Origin of the sequence: Stenotrophomonas maltophilia (assembly GCF_001274595.1) — a bacterium.
Lineage (GTDB): Bacteria > Pseudomonadota > Gammaproteobacteria > Xanthomonadales > Xanthomonadaceae > Stenotrophomonas > Stenotrophomonas forensis.
The window spans coordinates 1921007-1939511 of sequence record NZ_CP011010.1 but is presented as its reverse complement, the minus strand read 5'-3'; the positions used below and the strand labels follow the sequence as shown (position 1 = coordinate 1939511).

Here is an 18505-nt window from a genome sequence, read left to right as displayed (position 1 = left end):
CCGCACTGATGCCGCCATCCACGCATGGCGTGGATCTACCAGGCATCGGCGTCGGTAGGTGCGGACCGTTGGTCCGCACGGATCCCAATATCCACGCACGGCGTGGATCTACCGAGTCCACCGGCAGCGCCGGCCGGCGCTCAGCCTTCCAGCTCTTCCCAGCGCGCGTACGCGGCATCCAGCTCGGCCTGGACCTTGGCCAGCTGCTGGGTGTGCGCGGTCACTTCGGCACTGCTGCGGGTGTAGAACGACGGGTCGTTCATCGCCGAGGTCAGCCCTTCGACGTCGCCTTCCAGCTTCTCGATGGTCTTCGGCAGCTGTTCCAGTTCGCGCGCTTCCTTGTAGGCCAGCTTGCGCTTGGGCGCTGCGGGGGTAGCCGCCGCAGCGGCCGGTGCAGCTGCCGCCGGCTTGGCTGCCGGGGCCGCGGCAGGTGCAGCGATGCTGGCCGCGTAGCGCTGCCAGTCGCTGTAGCCACCGACGTACTCACCGATCACGCCGTCGCCTTCCATCACCAGCGTGGAGGTCACCACGTTGTCGATGAAATCACGGTCGTGGCTGACCAGCAGCAGGGTGCCGGTGTACTCGCCCAGCAGCTCTTCCAGCAGCTCCAGGGTTTCTACGTCGAGGTCGTTGGTCGGTTCGTCCATCACCAGCAGGTTGGACGGCTGCGCGAACAGCTTGGCCAGCAGCAGGCGGTTGCGCTCGCCACCGGACAGGCGGGTGATCGGCGCACGCGCGCGTTCCGGGGTGAACATGAAGTCCTGCAGGTAGGCATGCACGTGCTTGCGCTTGCCGTTGAACTCGAGGAAATCACGGCCTTCGGCCACGTTCTCGATCGCGCTCCAGTCTTCGCGCAGCACCGCGCGGTACTGGTCGAAATAGGCGATCTGCAGGTTGGTACCGGGGTTGACCTCACCCTTGGCCGGCTGCAGTTCACCCAGCAACAGCTTCAGCAAGGTGGTCTTGCCACTGCCGTTGGGGCCGATCAGGCCGATGCGGTCGCCACGCAGGATGGTGGTGCTGAAGTCACGGACCATCGTGCGCTCGCCGAAGGCGAACGAAATATCCTTGACGTCGATGACCTTCTTGCCCGAGCTGACGCCCTGCGCGGCTTCCATCTTGACGTTGCCGCTGAGATCGCGGCGCTGCGAGCGTTCGGTGCGCATCGCCTTCAGGCGGCGTACGCGGCCCTCGTCGCGGGTACGGCGCGCCTTGATGCCCTGGCGGATCCAGACTTCTTCCTGCGCCAGCAGCTTGTCGAAGCGGGCGTTTTCCTGCGCCTGCGCGTTGAGGCGTTCCTCGCGGCGGCGCTCGTAGTTGGCCCAGTCGCCCGGCCAGCTGGTGACCTGGCCGCGGTCGATCTCGACGATGCGGGTGGCCAGCGCACGCAGGAAGCGGCGGTCATGGGTGACGAACACCACGCTGCCGCTCCAGCCCTTCAGGAACGCTTCGAGCCAGTCGATGGCTTCGATGTCGAGGTGGTTGGTCGGTTCGTCCAGCAGCAGCACATCGGGGCTGGACACCAGCGCGCGCGCCAGCAGCACGCGGCGCTTCATGCCGCCGGACAGGCGGCCGAATTCGGCTTCGCCGTCGAGGTCGAGCTTGGTCAGGGTTTCGCTGACGCGCTGGTCCAGTCCCCAGCCGTTGGCGGCGTCGATCTTGGCCTGCACGTTGCCGAGCGCTTCGCCATCGAAGACTTCGGCGTGGCTGAGATGGTGGAACTCGGCCAGCCACTGGCCCAGTTCGCCCAGGCCATCGGCCACGACGTCGAACACCGAGCCGGCAGCGCCATGCGGCACTTCCTGCTCCAGGCGGGTGGCACGCACGCCCTGCTGCACGCGGACTTCGCCGTCATCGGGCTTGTGGTCGCCGGACAGCAGCTTGAGCAGGGTGGATTTGCCGGCGCCATTGCGGCCGATCAGGGCGATGCGTTCGCCCGGCTCGATCGACAGTTCGGCCTTTTCCAGCAACAACGGGCCGCCGACGCTGAAGTCGACGTTCTGCAGAGTAATCAGAGGCATCCGGATATTGTACGGGTTGGGGGCGTCGGCCGGGTTGCACCCGGCACCCGCAGAGGCAACGGCCGCAGCCAAAGCAACGTCAAAAGCGGCTTACGGTGGCAGGCGGGTCGATGTGGGGCTGCAGGACACGCCGTAAACCCGTCCCTGGGGGCTCGATGGCGCCATCCATGGCGCCAACGGTCCTGCAGCCCCACACCGCCCCGCCTCTGACGGTTCATCGCGATCTGTTGGAACGGCATTCTGCTCTGGTGGGTGTCGACCTTGGTCGGCACATGGGAATCTGATGGCTTACCCCACTTCCCCCAACAACGCCTGCAAGCCCGGCAACCAGTGCTTGCCCGGGTGGCGTACCAGCCACAGGGTGCGCTGCAGGGTGGGCAGCGGGGTCTCCAGCACGCGCAGGCGGCCGAGAGCCAGCGGCTCTTCCAGCGCGTGGCGCGAGAGGCAGGCCAGGCCGAGGCCGGCGATGGCGGCCTGCTTGATCGCTTCGGTATTGCCCAGCTGCAGGGTCTGGGCGAATCCGCGCAGGTGCGGCAGCAGGGCCTGTTCGACGGCTTCGCGGGTACCGGAGCCGGGTTCGCGCAGCAGCCAGCGGGCGCTGCGCAGTTCATCCATCGTCCATCGCGCCGGGGCGTCGGCGGCCGCGACAATCACCAACGGATCCTGCTGCCAGGCGGTGACCTGCAGGCCACGCTCGTGGCACGGGCCCTCGATCAGGCCCGCGTCGACGTCCAGCCGCTGCACGGCAGCGACCACGCCGGCACTGTTGTCGATGCGCAGGTCGACCTCGGCCTGTGGCGCCTGCCGCAGCAGCTCGGCGATGCGCGGCGGCAGCAGGTAGTTGCCGATGGTGGTACTGGCGGCCAGCACCAGCCGCAGGGGTGCGCCCTGCGCCGGGTCGCCGCCAGCGGCCAGCTGCCGCTCCAGGTCGGCGGCATTGACCAGCAGCGTGCGCGCCGGCTCCAGCAGCGCGCGGCCATGCCCGTTCAGGGCCAGGCGACGGCCGATGCGGTCGAACAGCGGGGTGCCGAAATGTGCCTCCAACTCCTGCAGGGCGGCGCTGCTGGCCGACTGCGAGAGCGCGATGGCCTGGCCCGCAGCGGTGGTGCTGCCGTAGTCAGCGATGGCGACGAAGACCTGCAGCTGGCGCAAGGTCAGGCGCATGACAATTACCCGCTTGATAGGTAGCTTTCACCCATATTATTCGTTTTACAGGTCAATCACACAGGCGCACGCTGGCGCCACTACTTCAGCCCCGTCCCCGTCATGAACGCCCCTGCCCTCTCCCCCTGGTCCCTGCCCGCCCTGCGCCAACGCTGGCAACCGCGCCTGCCCGGCCTTCTACTGGTGGGCCTGATCGCTGCGGCCTCGCTATACCTGGCCGAGCTTCCGTGGCTGCAGGCGCACGGCCTGAGCGCGCTGACCGTGGCCATCGTCGCCGGCATCGTGGTCGGCAACACCCTCTACCCGCGGCTGGCGCCGAGCAGCGCAGCCGGTGTCGGCTTTTCCAAGCACTGGCTGCTGCGTGCCGGCATCGTGCTGTATGGCCTGCGCCTGACCTTCCAGGACATCGGCCATGTCGGCGTCAGCGGCGTGCTGATGGACGTGCTGGTAGTGGCCAGCACCTTCGGCCTGGCCTGCTGGCTGGGTGTGCGTGTTTTCAGGATGGAGCGCGAGGCGGCAATGCTGATCGGTGCCGGCAGCGCAATCTGCGGCGCGGCGGCGGTGATGGCTGCCGAGCCGGTGGTGCGCGGCCGTGCGGCGCAGGTCACCGTCGCGGTGTCGACGGTGGTGGTGTTCGGCACGCTGGCGATGTTCCTGTACCCCGCGCTGTATGCACTGGTGCAGTCACACGGCTGGCTGGCCATGGACGCACGCCAGTACGGCCTGTTCACCGGCGCGACAGTGCATGAAGTGGCGCAGGTGGTGGCCGCAGGCCGTGCGGTCAGCGAAGCGGCGGCCGATACCGCAGTGATCACCAAGATGGTGCGGGTGATGCTGCTGGCACCGTTCCTGGTCGCACTGTCGCTGTGGCTGGCGCGTGGTGGCAAGGCCAGCGCCGACGGCAGCAAGGCGCGCATCGTGGTGCCGTGGTTCGCGTTTGGTTTCGTGGCGGTGGCCGGGTTCAACTCGCTGCATCTGCTGCCGGCTGGTTTGCAGGCCGGGCTGGTGCAGCTGGATACGGTGCTGCTGGCGATGGCGATGGCCGCACTCGGCCTGACCACCCACGTCTCGGCGCTGCGCCAGGCTGGGCTGAAGCCGCTGCTGCTGGCGCTGATCCTGTTCGCCTGGCTGCTGTTCGGTGGGCTGGCGATCCACCAGGGCGTGCTGGCGGTGTTGGGCTGAGCAGGAGCGTGCAGACCCAGGTCGGCACCCACATGGATGAAGGCCCCAGGACGGGAGCTGCCGCGCGGACGGGTACAATGCGCCATGACTGACTTCTCGACCCTGCCGCTGAGCCCGGCCCTGCAGCCCGGCCTGGATGCCCTCGGCTACACCACTCTCACCCCTGTGCAGGCGCAGAGCCTGCCGGCCATCCTCGATGGCCGTGATGTGATCGCACAGGCGCCGACCGGCAGCGGCAAGACCGCCGCCTTCGGCCTGGGCCTGCTGCAGTCCATCGACCCCAGCCTGATCCGCGTGCAGGCGCTGGTGCTGTGCCCGACCCGCGAACTGGCCGACCAGGTCGGCAAGCAGATCCGCAAGCTGGCCACCGGCATTCCCAACCTGAAGCTGCTGCTGCTGGTGGGTGGCGTGCCGCTGGGCCCGCAGCTGGCGTCGCTGGAAGGCCATGACCCGCACGTGGTGGTCGGTACCCCCGGCCGCGTGCAGGAACTGGCGCGCAAGCGCGCGTTGAACCTGGGTGCGGTGCGCACGCTGGTGCTGGACGAGGCCGACCGCATGCTCGACATGGGCTTCGAGGAGCCGATCCGCGAGATCGCCGGCCGCACCCACAAGGACCGCCAGAGCCTGCTGTTCTCGGCCACCTTCCCCGACAGCATCCGCGCCATGGCGCGTGACCTGCTGCGCGACGCGGTGGAAGTGACCGTGGAAGGCGCCGACCAGGCACCGGCAATCCGCCACCTGTTCTGCGAGGTGGAACCGGCGCACCGCCAGAAGGCACTGGCCGGCCTGCTGCTGAAGTACACGCCCGAATCGGCGGTGGTGTTCTGCAACACCCGCAAGGACGTGGACGAAGTAGCCAACTCGCTGCAGCAGTTCGGCTTCTCCGCCCTCGCCCTGCACGGTGACATGGAACAGCGCGACCGCGAGGAAGTGCTGCTGCTGCTGGCCAACCGCAGCTGCAACGTGTTGGTGGCCAGCGACGTGGCCGCGCGCGGGCTGGACGTGGAAGAGCTGGCGGCGGTGATCAACTACGAACTGCCGACCGACGTGGAGAGCTACCAGCACCGCGTGGGCCGTACCGGCCGTGCCGGTGCCAGTGGCCTGGCGATCAGCCTGGTGGCCGGCCGCGAGAAGACCCGTGCCGAAGCGATCGAAGCGCAGATGGGTCAGCCGCTGGACTGGCAGAAAACGCCGCTGGCAACCTCGCGCCCGGCCGAGCTGCCGCAGGCGGCAATGCGCACGCTGCGCATCGATGGTGGCAAGACCGACAAGCTGCGCCCGGGCGATATCCTCGGCGCACTGACCGGTGACGCCGGCCTGTCGAGCAAGTTCATCGGCAAGATCGCGATCTTCCCGACCCGCTCCTACGTGGCGATCGCGCGCGAGCAGGCCAACAAGGCCGTGGCGAAGCTGGAAGCCGGCAAGATCAAGGGCCGTCGATTCCGCGTGCGGATGATGTGATTGAAGCAGCGTTGCCAACCACGGTTGGCAACGGCATGACCTGGTAGCGGCCAACCTTGGTTGGCCCGTCCATGGCGTCGGTTGCGAAAAGCGATGCCAACCCAGGTTGGCAACTACCGGTTCACGGCGGTTCGCTCTGGTAGGTGCCAACCTTGGTTGGCACTCACCCTACGATCAGAACACCAGTTCAGTGTGCAGCGGCAGATCCGCTTCCCAGCGGGCACGGCCACCCAGGCCGTCCAGCTCGACCAGCACGCCGGCGCCGACCACGTCGACACCCAGGCGGCGCACCAGCGACAACGCGGCGACCAGCGTGCCGCCGGTCGCCAGCACGTCGTCGATGATCGCGACGCGGGCGCCAGCCGGCAGCGCATCGGCGTGCACCTCGATGCAGTCGCTGCGGTATTCCAGCGTGTACTCCTCGCGCAGCACCTGGCCCGGCAGCTTGCCCGGCTTGCGTACCGGCACGAAGCCCACGCCCAGTTCCAGCGCCATCGCGGCGCCGAGGATGAAGCCACGCGATTCAATGCCGACCACCGCGTCCAGCTTCTGGTCGCGCCAACGGTCGGCCATCGCGGTGATCGCACCACGGAAGTCCTCGCCGTGGGCGAGCAGCGGCATGATGTCCTTGAAGAGGATGCCGGGCTTGGGGAAGTCGGCGATGTCGCGCAGGCGGGAGGCCCACTGCGGAGCGACGAGGGCGTCGGTCATGTCACGTTGGCTATCTGATGGCGGCATAGGGTACCTGTTCCGGCCGTTGCCTGCCTGTTGAGGGGTATCGGCCGGGCTGCGCCCGGCACCTGCAGAGGCTTCAAGCAACGGCAACGGCAAGAGCTGGTTTCCTGAGGGATGGCGGGGTGGGTCCGGTTGCGGGGGGCGCCGTAAATACATCCATGTAGGCTCGGTCGCCGCATCCATGCGCCTCACGCCCCCGCAACCGGACCCACCCCGCCTTCGACAGATTTCTGCGATCTGCAGTAGATCCACGCCATGCGTGGATGAATCTCCATCGGAATCGAATATTTCGAGAATTGAATGAAATGTATCCACGTGTCGACCAAGGTCGACACCTACCCGCAGCAGCGGGAATCTGTCGGAGGTGGGGCGGTGTCGGAGTGCGGGGTGTCAGCCGCATGGATGCGGCTGCCAAGCCTACAGGGACGTACTTGCGGCGTCCCCGCACTCCGACACCGCCCCGCCAAACCACGGAATCCAGCTTTTGCTCTGGCTGTTGACCTGGCCTCTGCAGGTGCAGGGCGCAGCCCTGCCAACACCCATCCTCAGGAACTGCAGGACAGCATCGAGCAGCCGGCGCGGTTGTCGGCCCACGCCGGGCGCTTGCCGGCGAAGTGTTCAAGCCCCGGGCGCTCGGTATACGGGTCGCGCAGCACCTCCTGCAGGGCGTGCACGCCACCGGGGTCACCCTGCTCCGCGCGGTCGATCGCCTCCTGCGCCAGCCAGTTGCGCAGCACGTACAGCGGATTGGCGGCGCCCATCTTCGCCCTGCGTTCGCTGGCCGACAGCGGATCGGCGCGCAACCGCGTCGCGTAGTTCTGCAGCCACTGCTGCAACGGCGCCCGCAGCGCCTGCTGGCGCGTCTCGTCGTAGTACACCGCGTCCAGCACCGCCGCATCCGGTGCCGCCGGATCGATGCGCATCAGCGCGCGCCAGGCCAGGGTCATGTCCATCGCGCCGTCCTGCATCAGTTGCTGCCAGCGCAGGTAGAGCTGCAGGTCGTCGTCGTCGGCCGCGGCCAGGCCGAGCTTGGCGGCGGCATCGCGGCGCGTACATGCCACGAAGGTGGACTGGTAGGCGGCCAGACCGGCCTGCAGCGGTGCCACATCGGCAAACAGCGGCGCCAGCGCCTGTGCCAACCGGCTCAGGTTCCAGTACGCCACCTGTGGCTGCGTACCAAAGCGGTAACGGCGGCCCTGCGCGTCGGTGGTGTTCGGCGTCCAGTCCGGGTCGAAGTCCTCGACCCAGCCGTAAGGGCCGTAATCGAGCGTGAGGCCGAGCACGGACAGGTTGTCGGTATTCATCACACCATGCACGAAACCCACGCGCATCCAGTGCGCGATCATCTCGGCGGTGCGCACCGCGACCTGCGCGAACCAGTCGCCATACAGCGCCTCGCCCTGCCCCTCCAGCTCGGGGAAATCGCGGGCGATGCAGGCATCCACCAGCAGCTGCAGCAACGCGGTTTCACCGCGCGAAGCCGGCAGTTCGAACGAACCGAAACGCAGGAACGAGGGCGACACGCGGCACACGATGGCGCCAGGCTCGGCACGCGGATGGCCGTCATAGAACATGTCGCGCACCACGTCTTCGCCGGTGCCGACCAGCGACAACGCACGCGTGGTCGGCACGCCGAGGTGGTGCATCGCTTCGCTGCACAGGAATTCGCGGATCGACGAGCGCAGTACCGCGCGACCATCGGCACCGCGCGAATACGGCGTCGGGCCCGCGCCCTTCAGCTGCAGCTCCCAGTGACGGCCGTCGGGCGCAACCAGTTCACCCAGTGAGATCGCACGGCCATCGCCCAGCTGCCCGGCCCAATGGCCGAACTGATGCCCGCCGTAGTTCGCCGCCCACGGCTGCATGCCGGCGTACAGCGCATTGCCGCCGAACACGCGGGCGAAGCCTTCGCTCTCGACGTCAGCGGCATCGAAACCGAGCAGCGTGGCCACCTCCGGCGACCACGCCAGCAACGTGGGCGCCGCCACCGGGGTCGGCATCACCGGTGACCAGGCCGCGGCCAGCACTTCACGGCGGCGCGGGCCGGATTCGGGGTCACCCGGCAGACTGTGCAGCAGGCGGTTGTCGAAACGGGGGCTGTCGGTATCCATGGCCTTGAAGATGGGGGCGACCGCCGCCCGCCTCAATTGCCGCTGAGCGCCTGCAGGTGACCACCGTGGGCCTCGGCGCGCTGGTAGGCCGGGCGCTCGCCGATGCGCTTCAGGAAACCACGCAGTGCAGGCTTGTCGTCGAGGCCACCGCCACGTGCAGCGGCGGCCTGGATCGGGAAGCTCATCTGGATGTCGGCCGCGCTGAACCGCTCACCCGCAAACCATGGGCTTTCGGCGAGGCGGCGTTCCATCCAGTCCAGGTGCAGGCGCCGCTGCGGGCCAATGAAGCCCCGCTCGGCCTTGTCGGCAATGCTGCGCGCGATCGGGCGCGCGAAGAACGGCATCGGCGCGTTGCGGATGCGCCCCATCACCAGGGTCAGCAGCAACGGCGGCATCGCCGAGCCTTCGGCGTAGTGCAGCCAGTAGCGGTAGGCGATGCGCTCGGCGCCCTCGGCTGGCATCGCTGACGGCGACAGCTGGCGCTGGGTGTCGTAGCGGTCGGCAAGGTAGTCGAGGATCGCACCGGATTCGGCCAGCACCAGCTCGCCATCCTGCAGTACCGGCGACTTGCCGAGTGGATGCACGTTGCGCAGCTCGGGCGGCGCCAGCAGCGTTTTCGGATCGCGCGGATAGCGACGGAGCTCGTAGTCCAGCCCCAACTCTTCAAGCATCCACAGCACGCGCAGCGAACGGGAGTTTTCCAGGTGGTGGACGATGCGCATGAGGATGATCCTTGGGAAGACCTGCATCGTACCGCGCTGGATGCATGCCCCTCGTAGAGTCGAGCTTGCTCGACTGTCGTTGAAAGCAGTCGAGCAAGCTCGACTCTACAAAACGGCGGGCAATAAAAAACGCCGGAAGCTTTCGCTTCCGGCGTTCTGGCTACCCAACGGTAGCAGACGGATTAGACCGCCTGCACCTGGTCAGCCTGCATACCCTTCTGACCCTGGACGGCGATGAAGGTAACCTTCTGGCCTTCCTGCAGGGTCTTGAAGCCGGTGCCCTGGATGGCACGGAAGTGCACAAACAGGTCCGGGCCGCTTTCCGGGGTGATGAAGCCGAAGCCCTTGGCGTCGTTGAACCACTTGACGGTGCCGGTCTGACGATCAGACATTTGACTAACTCCTGAAACACATGTTGAAAAAATCGCAGCCACCGGGTATCGGGGCCGAGACTGAGTTGCAGGCGTTGGTAAAGCGGATCGATGAGCGGATCGTGAGATCAACTGCACCAGGCCACGATTCACGGTGACCCTAGCAAACACAGTGGGACGAACGATACGCGTGTTTTCTGCAAAAAGCGATAGCCCGGACGTTCATGGGCAGGGCCCGCCCGCTAGGCGTGACAAGGGCTGGCAGCCGATCGTGGCTAACTCCGAGTCCCCATTCAGGTTTTTCCTACCCTACACTGGGTAAATGACTGAAGCTGAAACCCAAGCTGAACCCGCCCTCCCCCGCATCTGGGTGGATGCAGACGCCTGTCCTGGCGTCATTCGCGACATCCTGTTCCGGGCCGCTGAACGGGTCGGGATCGAGCTGACCCTGGTCGCCAACCAGTGGATCCGCACCCCGCCCTCGCGCTGGTTGCGCTCGATCCAGGTGCCGCAGGGCCTGGACGTGGCCGACAGTGCCATCGTCGAGCGGGTTGCCGCTGGCGACCTGGTGGTCACCCAGGACATCCCGCTGGCCGCGCTGGTGCTGGAGAAGAAGGCCGTCGCACTGAACCCGCGCGGCCAGCTGTACACCCCGAACAACATGGCCGAGCGCCTGTCGATGCGCAATTTCATGGAAGAGCTGCGCGGCGCCGGGGTCCAGACCGGGGGCCCGCCGCCCCTCGGCCCACGCGACCGGCAGCTGTTCGCCGCCGAACTGGACCGTTGGCTGGCCCGGCGTCCCGGCCGCTGAACGGCGCTACCCCGCCTGATCCGGCAGGCACAGGCGGCGCTGGCTGCTGAACTGCCGCCGTTCCCCGCTGAGCGGATCATCGAAGGCCAGCCCCTGTGCCAGCAGCTGCAGGGGCGGCTCGACCGCCCCCTCCGGGCGCGACCTCAGTTGCGGATACAGGTCATCGCCCTCGATCGGCGCGCCCAGCGCGGCCATGTGCACGCGCAGCTGGTGCTTGCGGCCGGTCGCTGGCCGCAGCCGGTAGTGCCAGATCGGTCCCTCCGCCTCGATCAGTTCGATCCGGCTCCGCGCATTGGGCTCGCCCGGCGCTTCGGCCATGCGGAAGAACGGCTCGCCCGGCACCAGCCGGCTATGCCGCTGCAGTGGGAACGCCACGCCCGGCAGGGCCGGTGCCAGTGCCTCATAGATCTTCTCGATGCGCCGTTCGCGGAACAGCCGCTGGTAGGCATCGCGTGAGGCCGGCTGCGTGGAGAACAGCACCAGCCCGGCCGTCAGCCGATCCAGCCGATGCAGCGGCACCAGCTCGGGGTTGCCGGTGCGGACGATCAGACGCGCCAGCAGGGTTTCGCGCACGTGCCGGCCGGCCGGCGTCACCGGCAGGAAGTGCGGCTTGTCGGCCACCAGCAGGTGCGCATCCAGATGGACGATGGTCTCGGCGAACGGAATCACCGGCTCGTCGGCCACCTCGCGGAAGTACTGGATCTCCAGCCCCACCTGCCAGGGCAGATCCGGCGCCAGTGCCCTGCCCTGCGTGTCCTGCACGCGACCACGGGCGAAGCGGTCCTGCCATTGCGCGCGGTCGATGCGCGGGAATCGCGCACACAGGCCATCAAGCAGGCTGGGCCAGTGGCCGGGCGGCAGCTGCAACCGGCTGGGAGGGGTCATCGGGTCCATTCCTGCGGCGGACAAGGACGGCAAGCGTGCCACGTTGACGCTCTGCCGACAGCCCGGCAACGGACACCCCAAGAGCAAACCTCTATCATTGTCCTCTTTAGTCCACGGATCCCCCATGGCTCTTACCGCCACCATCCGCAAGGCCGAACTACAGATCAGCGACATGGATCGCGGCTACTACGCGACCCACAACCTGACCCTGGCCCAGCACCCGTCCGAGACCGACGAGCGCCTGATGGTGCGCCTGCTCGCCTTCGCCCTCAACGCCGGTGATCGCCTCGAATTCGGCCGCGGCCTGAGCACCGATGACGAGCCCGACCTGTGGGAACACGACTACACCGGCGACATCCTGCAGTGGATCGACCTGGGCCATCCGGACGAATCGCGCATCCGCAAGGCCAGCAACCGCAGCCGCCAGGTGCAGGTGGTGAACTACGGTGGCAACGCCTCCGAGATCTGGTGGACCAAGCAGGGCAAGGGACTGGCGCGTTTCGACAACCTGTCGGTGGTCGACCTCGACGGTGCCTTCGTCGAGCAGTGGGGCCAGCAGATCCAGCGTGCGATGCGCTTCAGCGTGCTGATCCAGGATGGCGAAGTGCAGATTCTCAACGACCAGATCCAGCTCGACATCATCCCGAACTGGCGCAAGCGCGCCAAGGCATGAGCACGATCCGCTGCGATGTAGTGGTCATCGGCGCCGGCGCGGCCGGGCTGATGACTGCGATCACCGCCGGCCAGCGCGGCCGCCAGGTGCAGGTGATCGACCATGCCAACAAGATCGGCAAGAAGATCCTGATGTCTGGCGGTGGCCGCTGCAACTTCACCAACACCGGCACCACCCCGGCCAACTTCCTGTCGGCCAACCCGCACTTCTGCAAGTCGGCGCTGGCCCGCTACACGCCCTGGCATTTCATCGAGCTGGTCAGCAAGCACGGCATCGCCTACCACGAGAAAGAGCTGGGCCAGCTGTTCTGCGATGTCTCGTCCAAGCAGATCGTGAAGATGCTGGTGGACGAATGCCAGGCGGCTGGCGTGCAGGTCCGTACCGACTGCAGCGTGCAGCGCATCGAGCACGGCAGCGACGGCTTCCGCGTACACACCAGCCACGGCCTGTTCCACTGTGCCTCGCTGGTGGTCGCGACCGGCGGGCTGTCCATTCCCAGCATGGGTGCCACCGGTTTCGGCTATGAGATCGCACGCCAGTTCGGCCACGCGGTGCTGCCGACCCGCGCCGGGCTGGTGCCGCTGACGCTCAGCGGCAAGCACCAGGAGCGGCTGGCCGAGCTCAGCGGTGTCGCCCTGCCGATCGAGGCGCGCTGCAACGGAAAGAGCTTCCAGAACTTCATGCTGCTGACCCATCGCGGCGTGAGCGGCCCGGCGATGCTGCAGATTTCGTCCTTCTGGCAGCCTGGCGACACGCTGGAACTGGACCTGCTGCCCGGCCAGGATGCCGGCGAGTGGCTGCGCCAGATGAAGCGCGAGCGGCCGGCCGCCGAGCTGCGCACGGTGCTGGGCGAGGTACTGCCCAAGCGGCTTGCGCAGCGCCTGTGCGAACACTGGCTGCCCGACCGCCCGGTGCGCCAGCTGGACGAGCCGGTGCTGCGCCAGGCCGCGCAGCTGCTGGGCGCGTTCCCGTTGGTGGCCAGCGGCACCGAAGGCTATCGCACCGCCGAGGTCACCCTGGGCGGCGTGGACACCGCCGAGGTTTCGTCCTCGACGATGGAATCCAGGCGCGTGCCCGGCCTGCACTTCGTTGGCGAGGTACTGGACGTGACCGGCTGGCTGGGCGGGTACAACTTCCAGTGGGCCTGGGCCAGCGGCCACGCCGCCGGCGGCGTGGTGTGAACCACATCGCCGTTCGATGCGCGCAAGGGGGGCGCGCATGGACGGTTCGGCGCGCATCGTGTATCTAGATTTGCAGATTGGGGAGCAGTGCATGCAGAACGCGAACGACATCACCATCCGCCTGCTGATCGTCGATGACAGCGGCGAGAATGCCGAAGCCATCGTCAGCGCCCTGCGCAACAGTGGCATCGCGGTGCGCCCGTGGCGCCCGCAGGATGCGGCCGAGCTGGCCCAGGTGCTGGACAGCCAGGCCATCGACCTGGTGCTGGCCTCGCCGTCGCCGGGCATTCCACTGCCGCTGGTGGCCCAGCACATCGCCGCCAGCGGCAAGGATATTCCGCTGGTGCTGCTGGCCGAGCGCATCGATGAGGACGAGCTGGTGCAGGCCAGCAGCCATGGCATCCGCGCCCTCGCCCTGCGCCAGCGCCCCGAGCATCTGCTGGCCGTGGTCCGCGACCAGTGGGTGGACCTGCAGGCCCGCCGTGGCCTGCGCCGCATCGAGGCACAGATGCGCGAAACCGAGCGCCGCTGCGACGCGCTGATCGCCTCCTCGCGCGACCCCATCGCCTATGTGCATGAAGGCATGCACATCCGGGCCAACGACGCCTATCTGGAGATGTTCGGCTACGAGCATTTCGACGACATCGAAGGCATTTCGCTGCTCGACATGGTCGCCGCGCAGCATGTGGAAGGCTTCAAGCAGCTGCTGAAAGGCCTCAGCCGTGGCGAAGCGCCGCCGCCGCAGTATCAGCTCGACGCCCGTCACGAAGATGGCAGCGCGTTCCCGGCAACGATGGAATTCACGGCGGCGACCTACGAGGGCGAATCCTGCCTGCAGGTGGTGCTCCGCCGCCGCATGGAATTCGATCCGGAGCTGGCACGCGAAGTTGAAGACCTGCGCCAGCGTGACCAGGTCACCGGCCTGCTCAACCGCCCGACCTTCATGCTGCAGCTGGAAAGCGCGGTGGCCCAGGCCGGTCGCAGCGAAGGCCAGTTCGGCCTGCTGTTGATCGAACCGGACCATTACGCACGCCTGCTGCCGGACATCGGCCTGGCCTCGGCCGACGCGCTGATCGGCGCGCTCGCCGCCCTGCTGGCCGAGGTGGTCGGCGAGGACGCGCAGCTGGCCCGCTTCGGCGAACACAACTTCGCCGTGCTGCAGGCTGGGCCCTATGCGCAGACCGTTGCGCTGGCCGAGCGCATCCGCGAAGCCTATGCCGCGCATGTCTTCAGCATCGGCGCACGCTCGGCCACGGTGACGGTCAGCATCGGCGGCGTGCAGGTGGGCGAGAAGATCGCCAGCATCGGCCAGGTGCTGGCACGTGCCAGCGAATGCACGCAGGCCGCTGCCGAGCTGGGCAATACCTGCCGCATCTTCGACCCCGCCGCTGCCGACCGCGTGGAGGAAGAGCGCGTGCTGCGCTGGGTGGCACGCATCCGTGAAGCGCTGGCCGGCGACGGCTTCCAGCTGCACTACCAGCCGGTGCTGAATCTGCAGGGCGAGCCGCTGGAACTGTACGAGGCCTACCTGCGCCTGGAGCACAACGGCGAGCTGCTGAGCCCGACCGCGTTCCTGGGCATTGCCGAGGAGCACGGGCTGCTGGCCGACATCAACCGCTGGGTGGTTTCGCGGGCCATCGCGGTGCTGGGCCAACGTGCGCGCGAAGGCCATGCCACCCAGGTGCTGGTGAAGGTCACCCCGGAATCGTTCGACGATCCGCAGATGATCGCCACCCTGCGCCGCGAACTGCAGGCACAGGGCGTGCCAGGCGAACGGCTGTGGCTGCATGCACCGGAAGCGAAGGTGTTCACCCATCTGCGCAGCGCGCAGCAGTTCCTTGCCGAGGTCGCGCCCCTGGGCTGCCGCATCGGCCTGGAGCAGTTCGGTTCGGGGCTGGATTCGTTCCAGTTGCTGGCCCACTTCCAGCCGCAGTTCCTCAAGCTGGACCGCGGTTTCACCAGCGATCTGGCCGCCACCCGCGAGAACATCGACCGCATCAGCCAGATCACCGCGCGTGCGCAGGAAGCCGGTATCCGCACCATCGCCGAGTTCGTCAGCGACGCCAATTCGATGACCCTGCTGTTCAGTGCCGGCGTGGACTATGTGCAGGGCGACTTCGTCGGCCCGGCCTTGCCGGAGATGGGGTTCGAGTTTGGTTGACCCACGGGGCTGCCGGCCAGCGGCCGGCACTACCCAACGAAAAGGCCGGCTTTCGCCGGCCTTTTCATTGATCAGGTCATGTCGACCAGATTCTCGATCCTGACGTCCGGATTGACGTCGGCTTCGTAGTCGACACCTTCCACGCCGAAACCGAACAGGCGCAGGAAGTCGGCCTTGTAGCCGGCCAGGTCGCTGATCTCGTACAGGTTCTCGTTGGTCACCTGCGGCCACAGCGCAACCACCTTGCCCTGCACGTCCGCGGCCATTTCCTTGTAGTCGGCACGCAGGCGGCCTTCCTCATCGACCAGCGCGACGGTGTGGCCATCGGCATCGACCAGGTCGTGGCGCAGGCGATCGACCGCCACGCCGTCAGCCTTGCCGCCGTAGAGGATGTCGTACAGCACGTCCAGCTGCTCGATGCAGCCTTCATGGGTGCCCTTTTCCTTCATCACCTTGAACAGCAGCGACAGGTACAGCGGCATGGTCGGAATGGCCGAGCTGGCCTGGGTGACCACGGCCTTCAGCACCGACACGCGCGCATCGCCACCGATCTTTGCCAGCTTCTCGCGCAGGCCCAGCACCTTGGTGTCCAGGTCCTTCTTGGCGGCACCGATCGAGCCATTCCAGTAGATGGCCTGGGTGATCTCTTCGCCCACGTAGGTGAAGGCGGTGGTGGTGCAGCCGTTGGCCAGCACACCGGCATCGGCCAGCGCATCGATCCACATCTGCCAGTCTTCACCGCCCATGACCGCGACGGTGCCGGCGATTTCTTCGGCGGTAGCCGGCTGCAGGTGGGTCTCGGTCAGCACTTCCTTGTCGGTATCCAGGCCACGCAGCGTGATCGGCTCACCGATCGGCTTCAGCGTGGAGCTGATGATTTCGCCGGTCTTCGGGTGCTTGCGGCGCGGTGCAGCCAGGCTATAGACCACCTGGTCGACCTGGCCAAGATCGGCCTTGATCATCTCGATGGCCTTGGCCTTCACCTCATCGGAGAAGGCATCGCCGTTGATGCTCTTGGCGTACAGGCCGGCTTCGTCGGCGTACTTGTGGAACGCGGCCGAGTTGTACCAGCCGGCGGTGCCGGGCTTGGACTCGCTGCCCGGACGTTCGAAGAAGATGCCCAAGGTCGCCGCGCCGCTACCGAACGCAGCGGTGATGCGCGCAGCCAGGCCGTAGCCAGTGGACGCGCCGATCACCAGCACGCGCTTGGGGCCGTTCTGGATCGGCGGGCGCGCACGGATGTAGTCGATCTGCTGCTTGACCGCGGCCTCGCAGCCGGTCGGGTGGGTGGTGACGCAGATGAAGCCGCGGACGCGCGGTTTGATGACCATGGATACCTCGGGTTGGCAGATGCGGCGCACGGGGCGCTCAGCAGGAATACGGGCGCGCGCCTGCGCGCGCGAACCGCAGGATCGTAGTGCGCGGGGGAAGATTGCACAACCGACGCTGGCGTAGGGTGGGATTTTGTTCTGCAGGGCTGCGCCCTGCACCCGCCGGAAGCCAGAGCAACGTCAACGTCAAAAGCTGGGTTCCTGTGGGTTGGCGGGGTGGGTCCGGTTGCGGGGGGCGCTGCAAGTACGTCCATGTAAGCTCGGTCGCCGCATCCATGCGGCTCACGCCCCCGCAACCGGACCCACCCCGCCTTCGACAGATTCCCGCGATCTGCCGGAACGGCACCCTGTTCTGGTAGGTGTCGACCTTGGTCGACACGGATGAATTCATTCGATATCTGACAGATGTGTCGACCAAGGTCGACACCTACCGACAGCGCGCGGTCCAACAGCCGCATGAACCTGTCGAAGGTGGGGCGGTGTCGGAGTGCGGGGTGTCAGCCGCATGGATGCGGCTGCCAAGCCCCCAGGGATGGGTTCACGGCGTCCCCGCACTCCGACACCGCCCCGCCATCCTACGGAATGCTGCTCTGGCTTTGGCTTTGGCTTTGGCTTTGGCTTCTGCAGGTGCAGGGCTGCAAGCCCTGCAACACAAAAAACCCCGCTTGCGCGGGGTTCTCTGTGTGTTGCGTGCAACAGGTGATTACGGGCGACGGGCCAGAGCCTCGACGTCCTTCGCCTTCGGCAGCAGGTCCTGCTTGCTGACGCGCAGGAAGCCGATCGTCAGCATCGGCACCGCCACCAGGATCGAGGACAGCACCACGATCACCGCACCGATCATGTGCGTCTCGGCCAGGCCTTCCATCGAGCTGCCGCCATACATGTACAGGGCAAGCGCCGACAGGAAGAACATCACCGCCGTGATCACCGTACGCGACAGCGTCTGGTTGATCGAACGGTTCAGCACTTCCATCGAGTCCACGCGCAGGCTGCGGAAGTTCTCGCGGACGCGATCGAACACCACGATGATGTCGTTGATCGCAAAGCCCATCACCGACAGCAGGCCGGCCAGCACGGTCAGGTCGAACTCACGGCCCAGCAGGGACACGTAAGCCACCGTCACGATCAGGTCGAACATCGCCACGATGCTGGCGGTGACCGCGAACTTCCATTCGAAGCGCACCGCGATGTAGATCAGGAAGCCGGCCAGCATGAAGATGGTGGCGTACAGGCCATTCATCGCCAGGTCCTTGCCGATCTGCGGGCCAACGAACTCGTTGCGCAGCACGGTGGCCTGGTTGTCGGCGGTGGACAGTGCCTTCACCACGGCCGCGGCGGTGGCCTTGTCCTCGGCAGCGGCGTCGCCGGTGCCCGGGGCATGCTCACCGTGCGGGGCCAGGCGGATCAGCAGGTCGGTGTTGCCACCGACACTCTGTACCTGCGCGCCGTCAAAGCCGTTTTCCTCGAGCTTGGTACGCACCTGCTCGACGTCCACCGCCTTGTCGAAGCGGGCTTCGATCAGCGTGCCGCCGGTGAAGTCCAGCGCATAGTTGAAGCCCTTGAAGCCGATGATGGCGACCGAGGCCAGGAACACCACGATGGTGACCGCCATGGCGACATGGCGCCAGCGCATGAAGTCGATCTTGGTGTCGTTCGGGAGGATGTGCAGCGGAAACAGTTTCATGTGCGTGTCGTC

The 18505-nt window shown here is 67.1% G+C and carries 15 protein-coding genes; 6 read left to right on the top strand and 9 right to left on the bottom strand.

Going from position 1 to position 18505, the window contains the following annotated elements; all coding sequences use genetic code 11:
- Nucleotides 1–140: 140 nt before the first annotated feature.
- Together VN11_RS09115 and VN11_RS09110 are read right to left on the bottom strand one after the other, a co-directional pair.
- Nucleotides 141–2021: an ATP-binding cassette domain-containing protein gene (locus VN11_RS09115; protein WP_053449511.1), complete on the bottom strand. Its 1881-nt coding sequence runs from the start codon at nucleotides 2019–2021 to the stop codon at nucleotides 141–143.
- A 288-nt stretch (nucleotides 2022–2309) separates the two neighbouring features.
- A complete protein-coding gene (locus VN11_RS09110; RefSeq protein WP_053449510.1) occupies nucleotides 2310–3185 on the bottom strand; it encodes a LysR family transcriptional regulator in 876 nt (291 codons plus the stop codon).
- Nucleotides 3186–3287: 102 nt separating this feature from the next.
- On the opposite strand from VN11_RS09110, the gene VN11_RS09105 reads away from it, so the two are divergent.
- The gene (locus VN11_RS09105; protein ID WP_053449509.1) at nucleotides 3288–4367 is read left to right on the top strand and encodes a YeiH family protein; all 1080 of its coding nucleotides are present in this window, start codon (nucleotides 3288–3290) and stop codon (nucleotides 4365–4367) included.
- A gap of 84 nt (nucleotides 4368–4451) precedes the next feature.
- Nucleotides 4452–5828, top strand: coding sequence for an ATP-dependent RNA helicase DbpA (gene dbpA / locus VN11_RS09100; RefSeq protein WP_005413029.1), 1377 nt, complete (start codon nucleotides 4452–4454; stop codon nucleotides 5826–5828).
- A gap of 174 nt (nucleotides 5829–6002) precedes the next feature.
- On the opposite strand, the gene VN11_RS09095 is transcribed toward dbpA, so the two are convergent.
- From VN11_RS09095 to VN11_RS09080, 4 genes are all read right to left on the bottom strand, one after another.
- On the bottom strand, nucleotides 6003–6539 hold the full coding sequence (locus tag VN11_RS09095) for an adenine phosphoribosyltransferase (RefSeq protein ID WP_049457836.1): 537 nt from the start codon (nucleotides 6537–6539) through the stop codon (nucleotides 6003–6005).
- A gap of 569 nt (nucleotides 6540–7108) precedes the next feature.
- The gene (locus VN11_RS09090; protein ID WP_053449508.1) at nucleotides 7109–8674 is read right to left on the bottom strand and encodes a protein adenylyltransferase SelO; all 1566 of its coding nucleotides are present in this window, start codon (nucleotides 8672–8674) and stop codon (nucleotides 7109–7111) included.
- Nucleotides 8675–8706: 32 nt separating this feature from the next.
- Nucleotides 8707–9396, bottom strand: coding sequence for a glutathione S-transferase family protein (locus tag VN11_RS09085; protein ID WP_053449507.1), 690 nt, complete (start codon nucleotides 9394–9396; stop codon nucleotides 8707–8709).
- Between the two features lie 182 nt (nucleotides 9397–9578).
- Nucleotides 9579–9788, bottom strand: coding sequence for a cold-shock protein (locus VN11_RS09080; protein ID WP_004153307.1), 210 nt, complete (start codon nucleotides 9786–9788; stop codon nucleotides 9579–9581).
- A 301-nt stretch (nucleotides 9789–10089) separates the two neighbouring features.
- Between VN11_RS09080 and VN11_RS09075 the strand changes: the two genes are divergently transcribed.
- Nucleotides 10090–10578: a YaiI/YqxD family protein gene (locus VN11_RS09075; RefSeq protein WP_049457318.1), complete on the top strand. Its 489-nt coding sequence runs from the start codon at nucleotides 10090–10092 to the stop codon at nucleotides 10576–10578.
- Between the two features lie 6 nt (nucleotides 10579–10584).
- On the opposite strand, the gene VN11_RS09070 is transcribed toward VN11_RS09075, so the two are convergent.
- A complete protein-coding gene (locus VN11_RS09070) occupies nucleotides 10585–11463 on the bottom strand; it encodes a pseudouridine synthase (protein WP_053449506.1) in 879 nt (292 codons plus the stop codon).
- A 124-nt stretch (nucleotides 11464–11587) separates the two neighbouring features.
- Between VN11_RS09070 and VN11_RS09065 the strand changes: the two genes are divergently transcribed.
- The 3 genes from VN11_RS09065 (at nucleotide 11588) to VN11_RS09055 (ending at nucleotide 15478) form a co-directional block, all read left to right on the top strand.
- Entirely contained in the window at nucleotides 11588–12136 is a 549-nt protein-coding gene (locus VN11_RS09065; protein ID WP_053449505.1) for a YaeQ family protein, read from the top strand.
- Nucleotides 12133–13317, top strand: coding sequence for an NAD(P)/FAD-dependent oxidoreductase (locus tag VN11_RS09060; RefSeq protein WP_053449504.1), 1185 nt, complete (start codon nucleotides 12133–12135; stop codon nucleotides 13315–13317). Before VN11_RS09065 ends, VN11_RS09060 begins: the two co-directional genes overlap by 4 nt.
- Nucleotides 13318–13408: 91 nt before the next feature.
- On the top strand, nucleotides 13409–15478 hold the full coding sequence (locus VN11_RS09055) for an EAL domain-containing response regulator (protein ID WP_040009725.1): 2070 nt from the start codon (nucleotides 13409–13411) through the stop codon (nucleotides 15476–15478).
- A gap of 71 nt (nucleotides 15479–15549) precedes the next feature.
- Here VN11_RS09055 and fabV read toward each other — a convergent pair whose 3' ends face one another.
- On the bottom strand, nucleotides 15550–16809 hold the full coding sequence (gene fabV / locus VN11_RS09050) for an enoyl-ACP reductase FabV (RefSeq protein ID WP_053449503.1): 1260 nt from the start codon (nucleotides 16807–16809) through the stop codon (nucleotides 15550–15552).
- 703 nt (nucleotides 16810–17512) lie between these two features.
- A complete protein-coding gene (secF, locus tag VN11_RS09045) occupies nucleotides 17513–18493 on the bottom strand; it encodes a protein translocase subunit SecF (protein WP_049456823.1) in 981 nt (326 codons plus the stop codon).
- Nucleotides 18494–18505 lie beyond the last annotated feature (12 nt).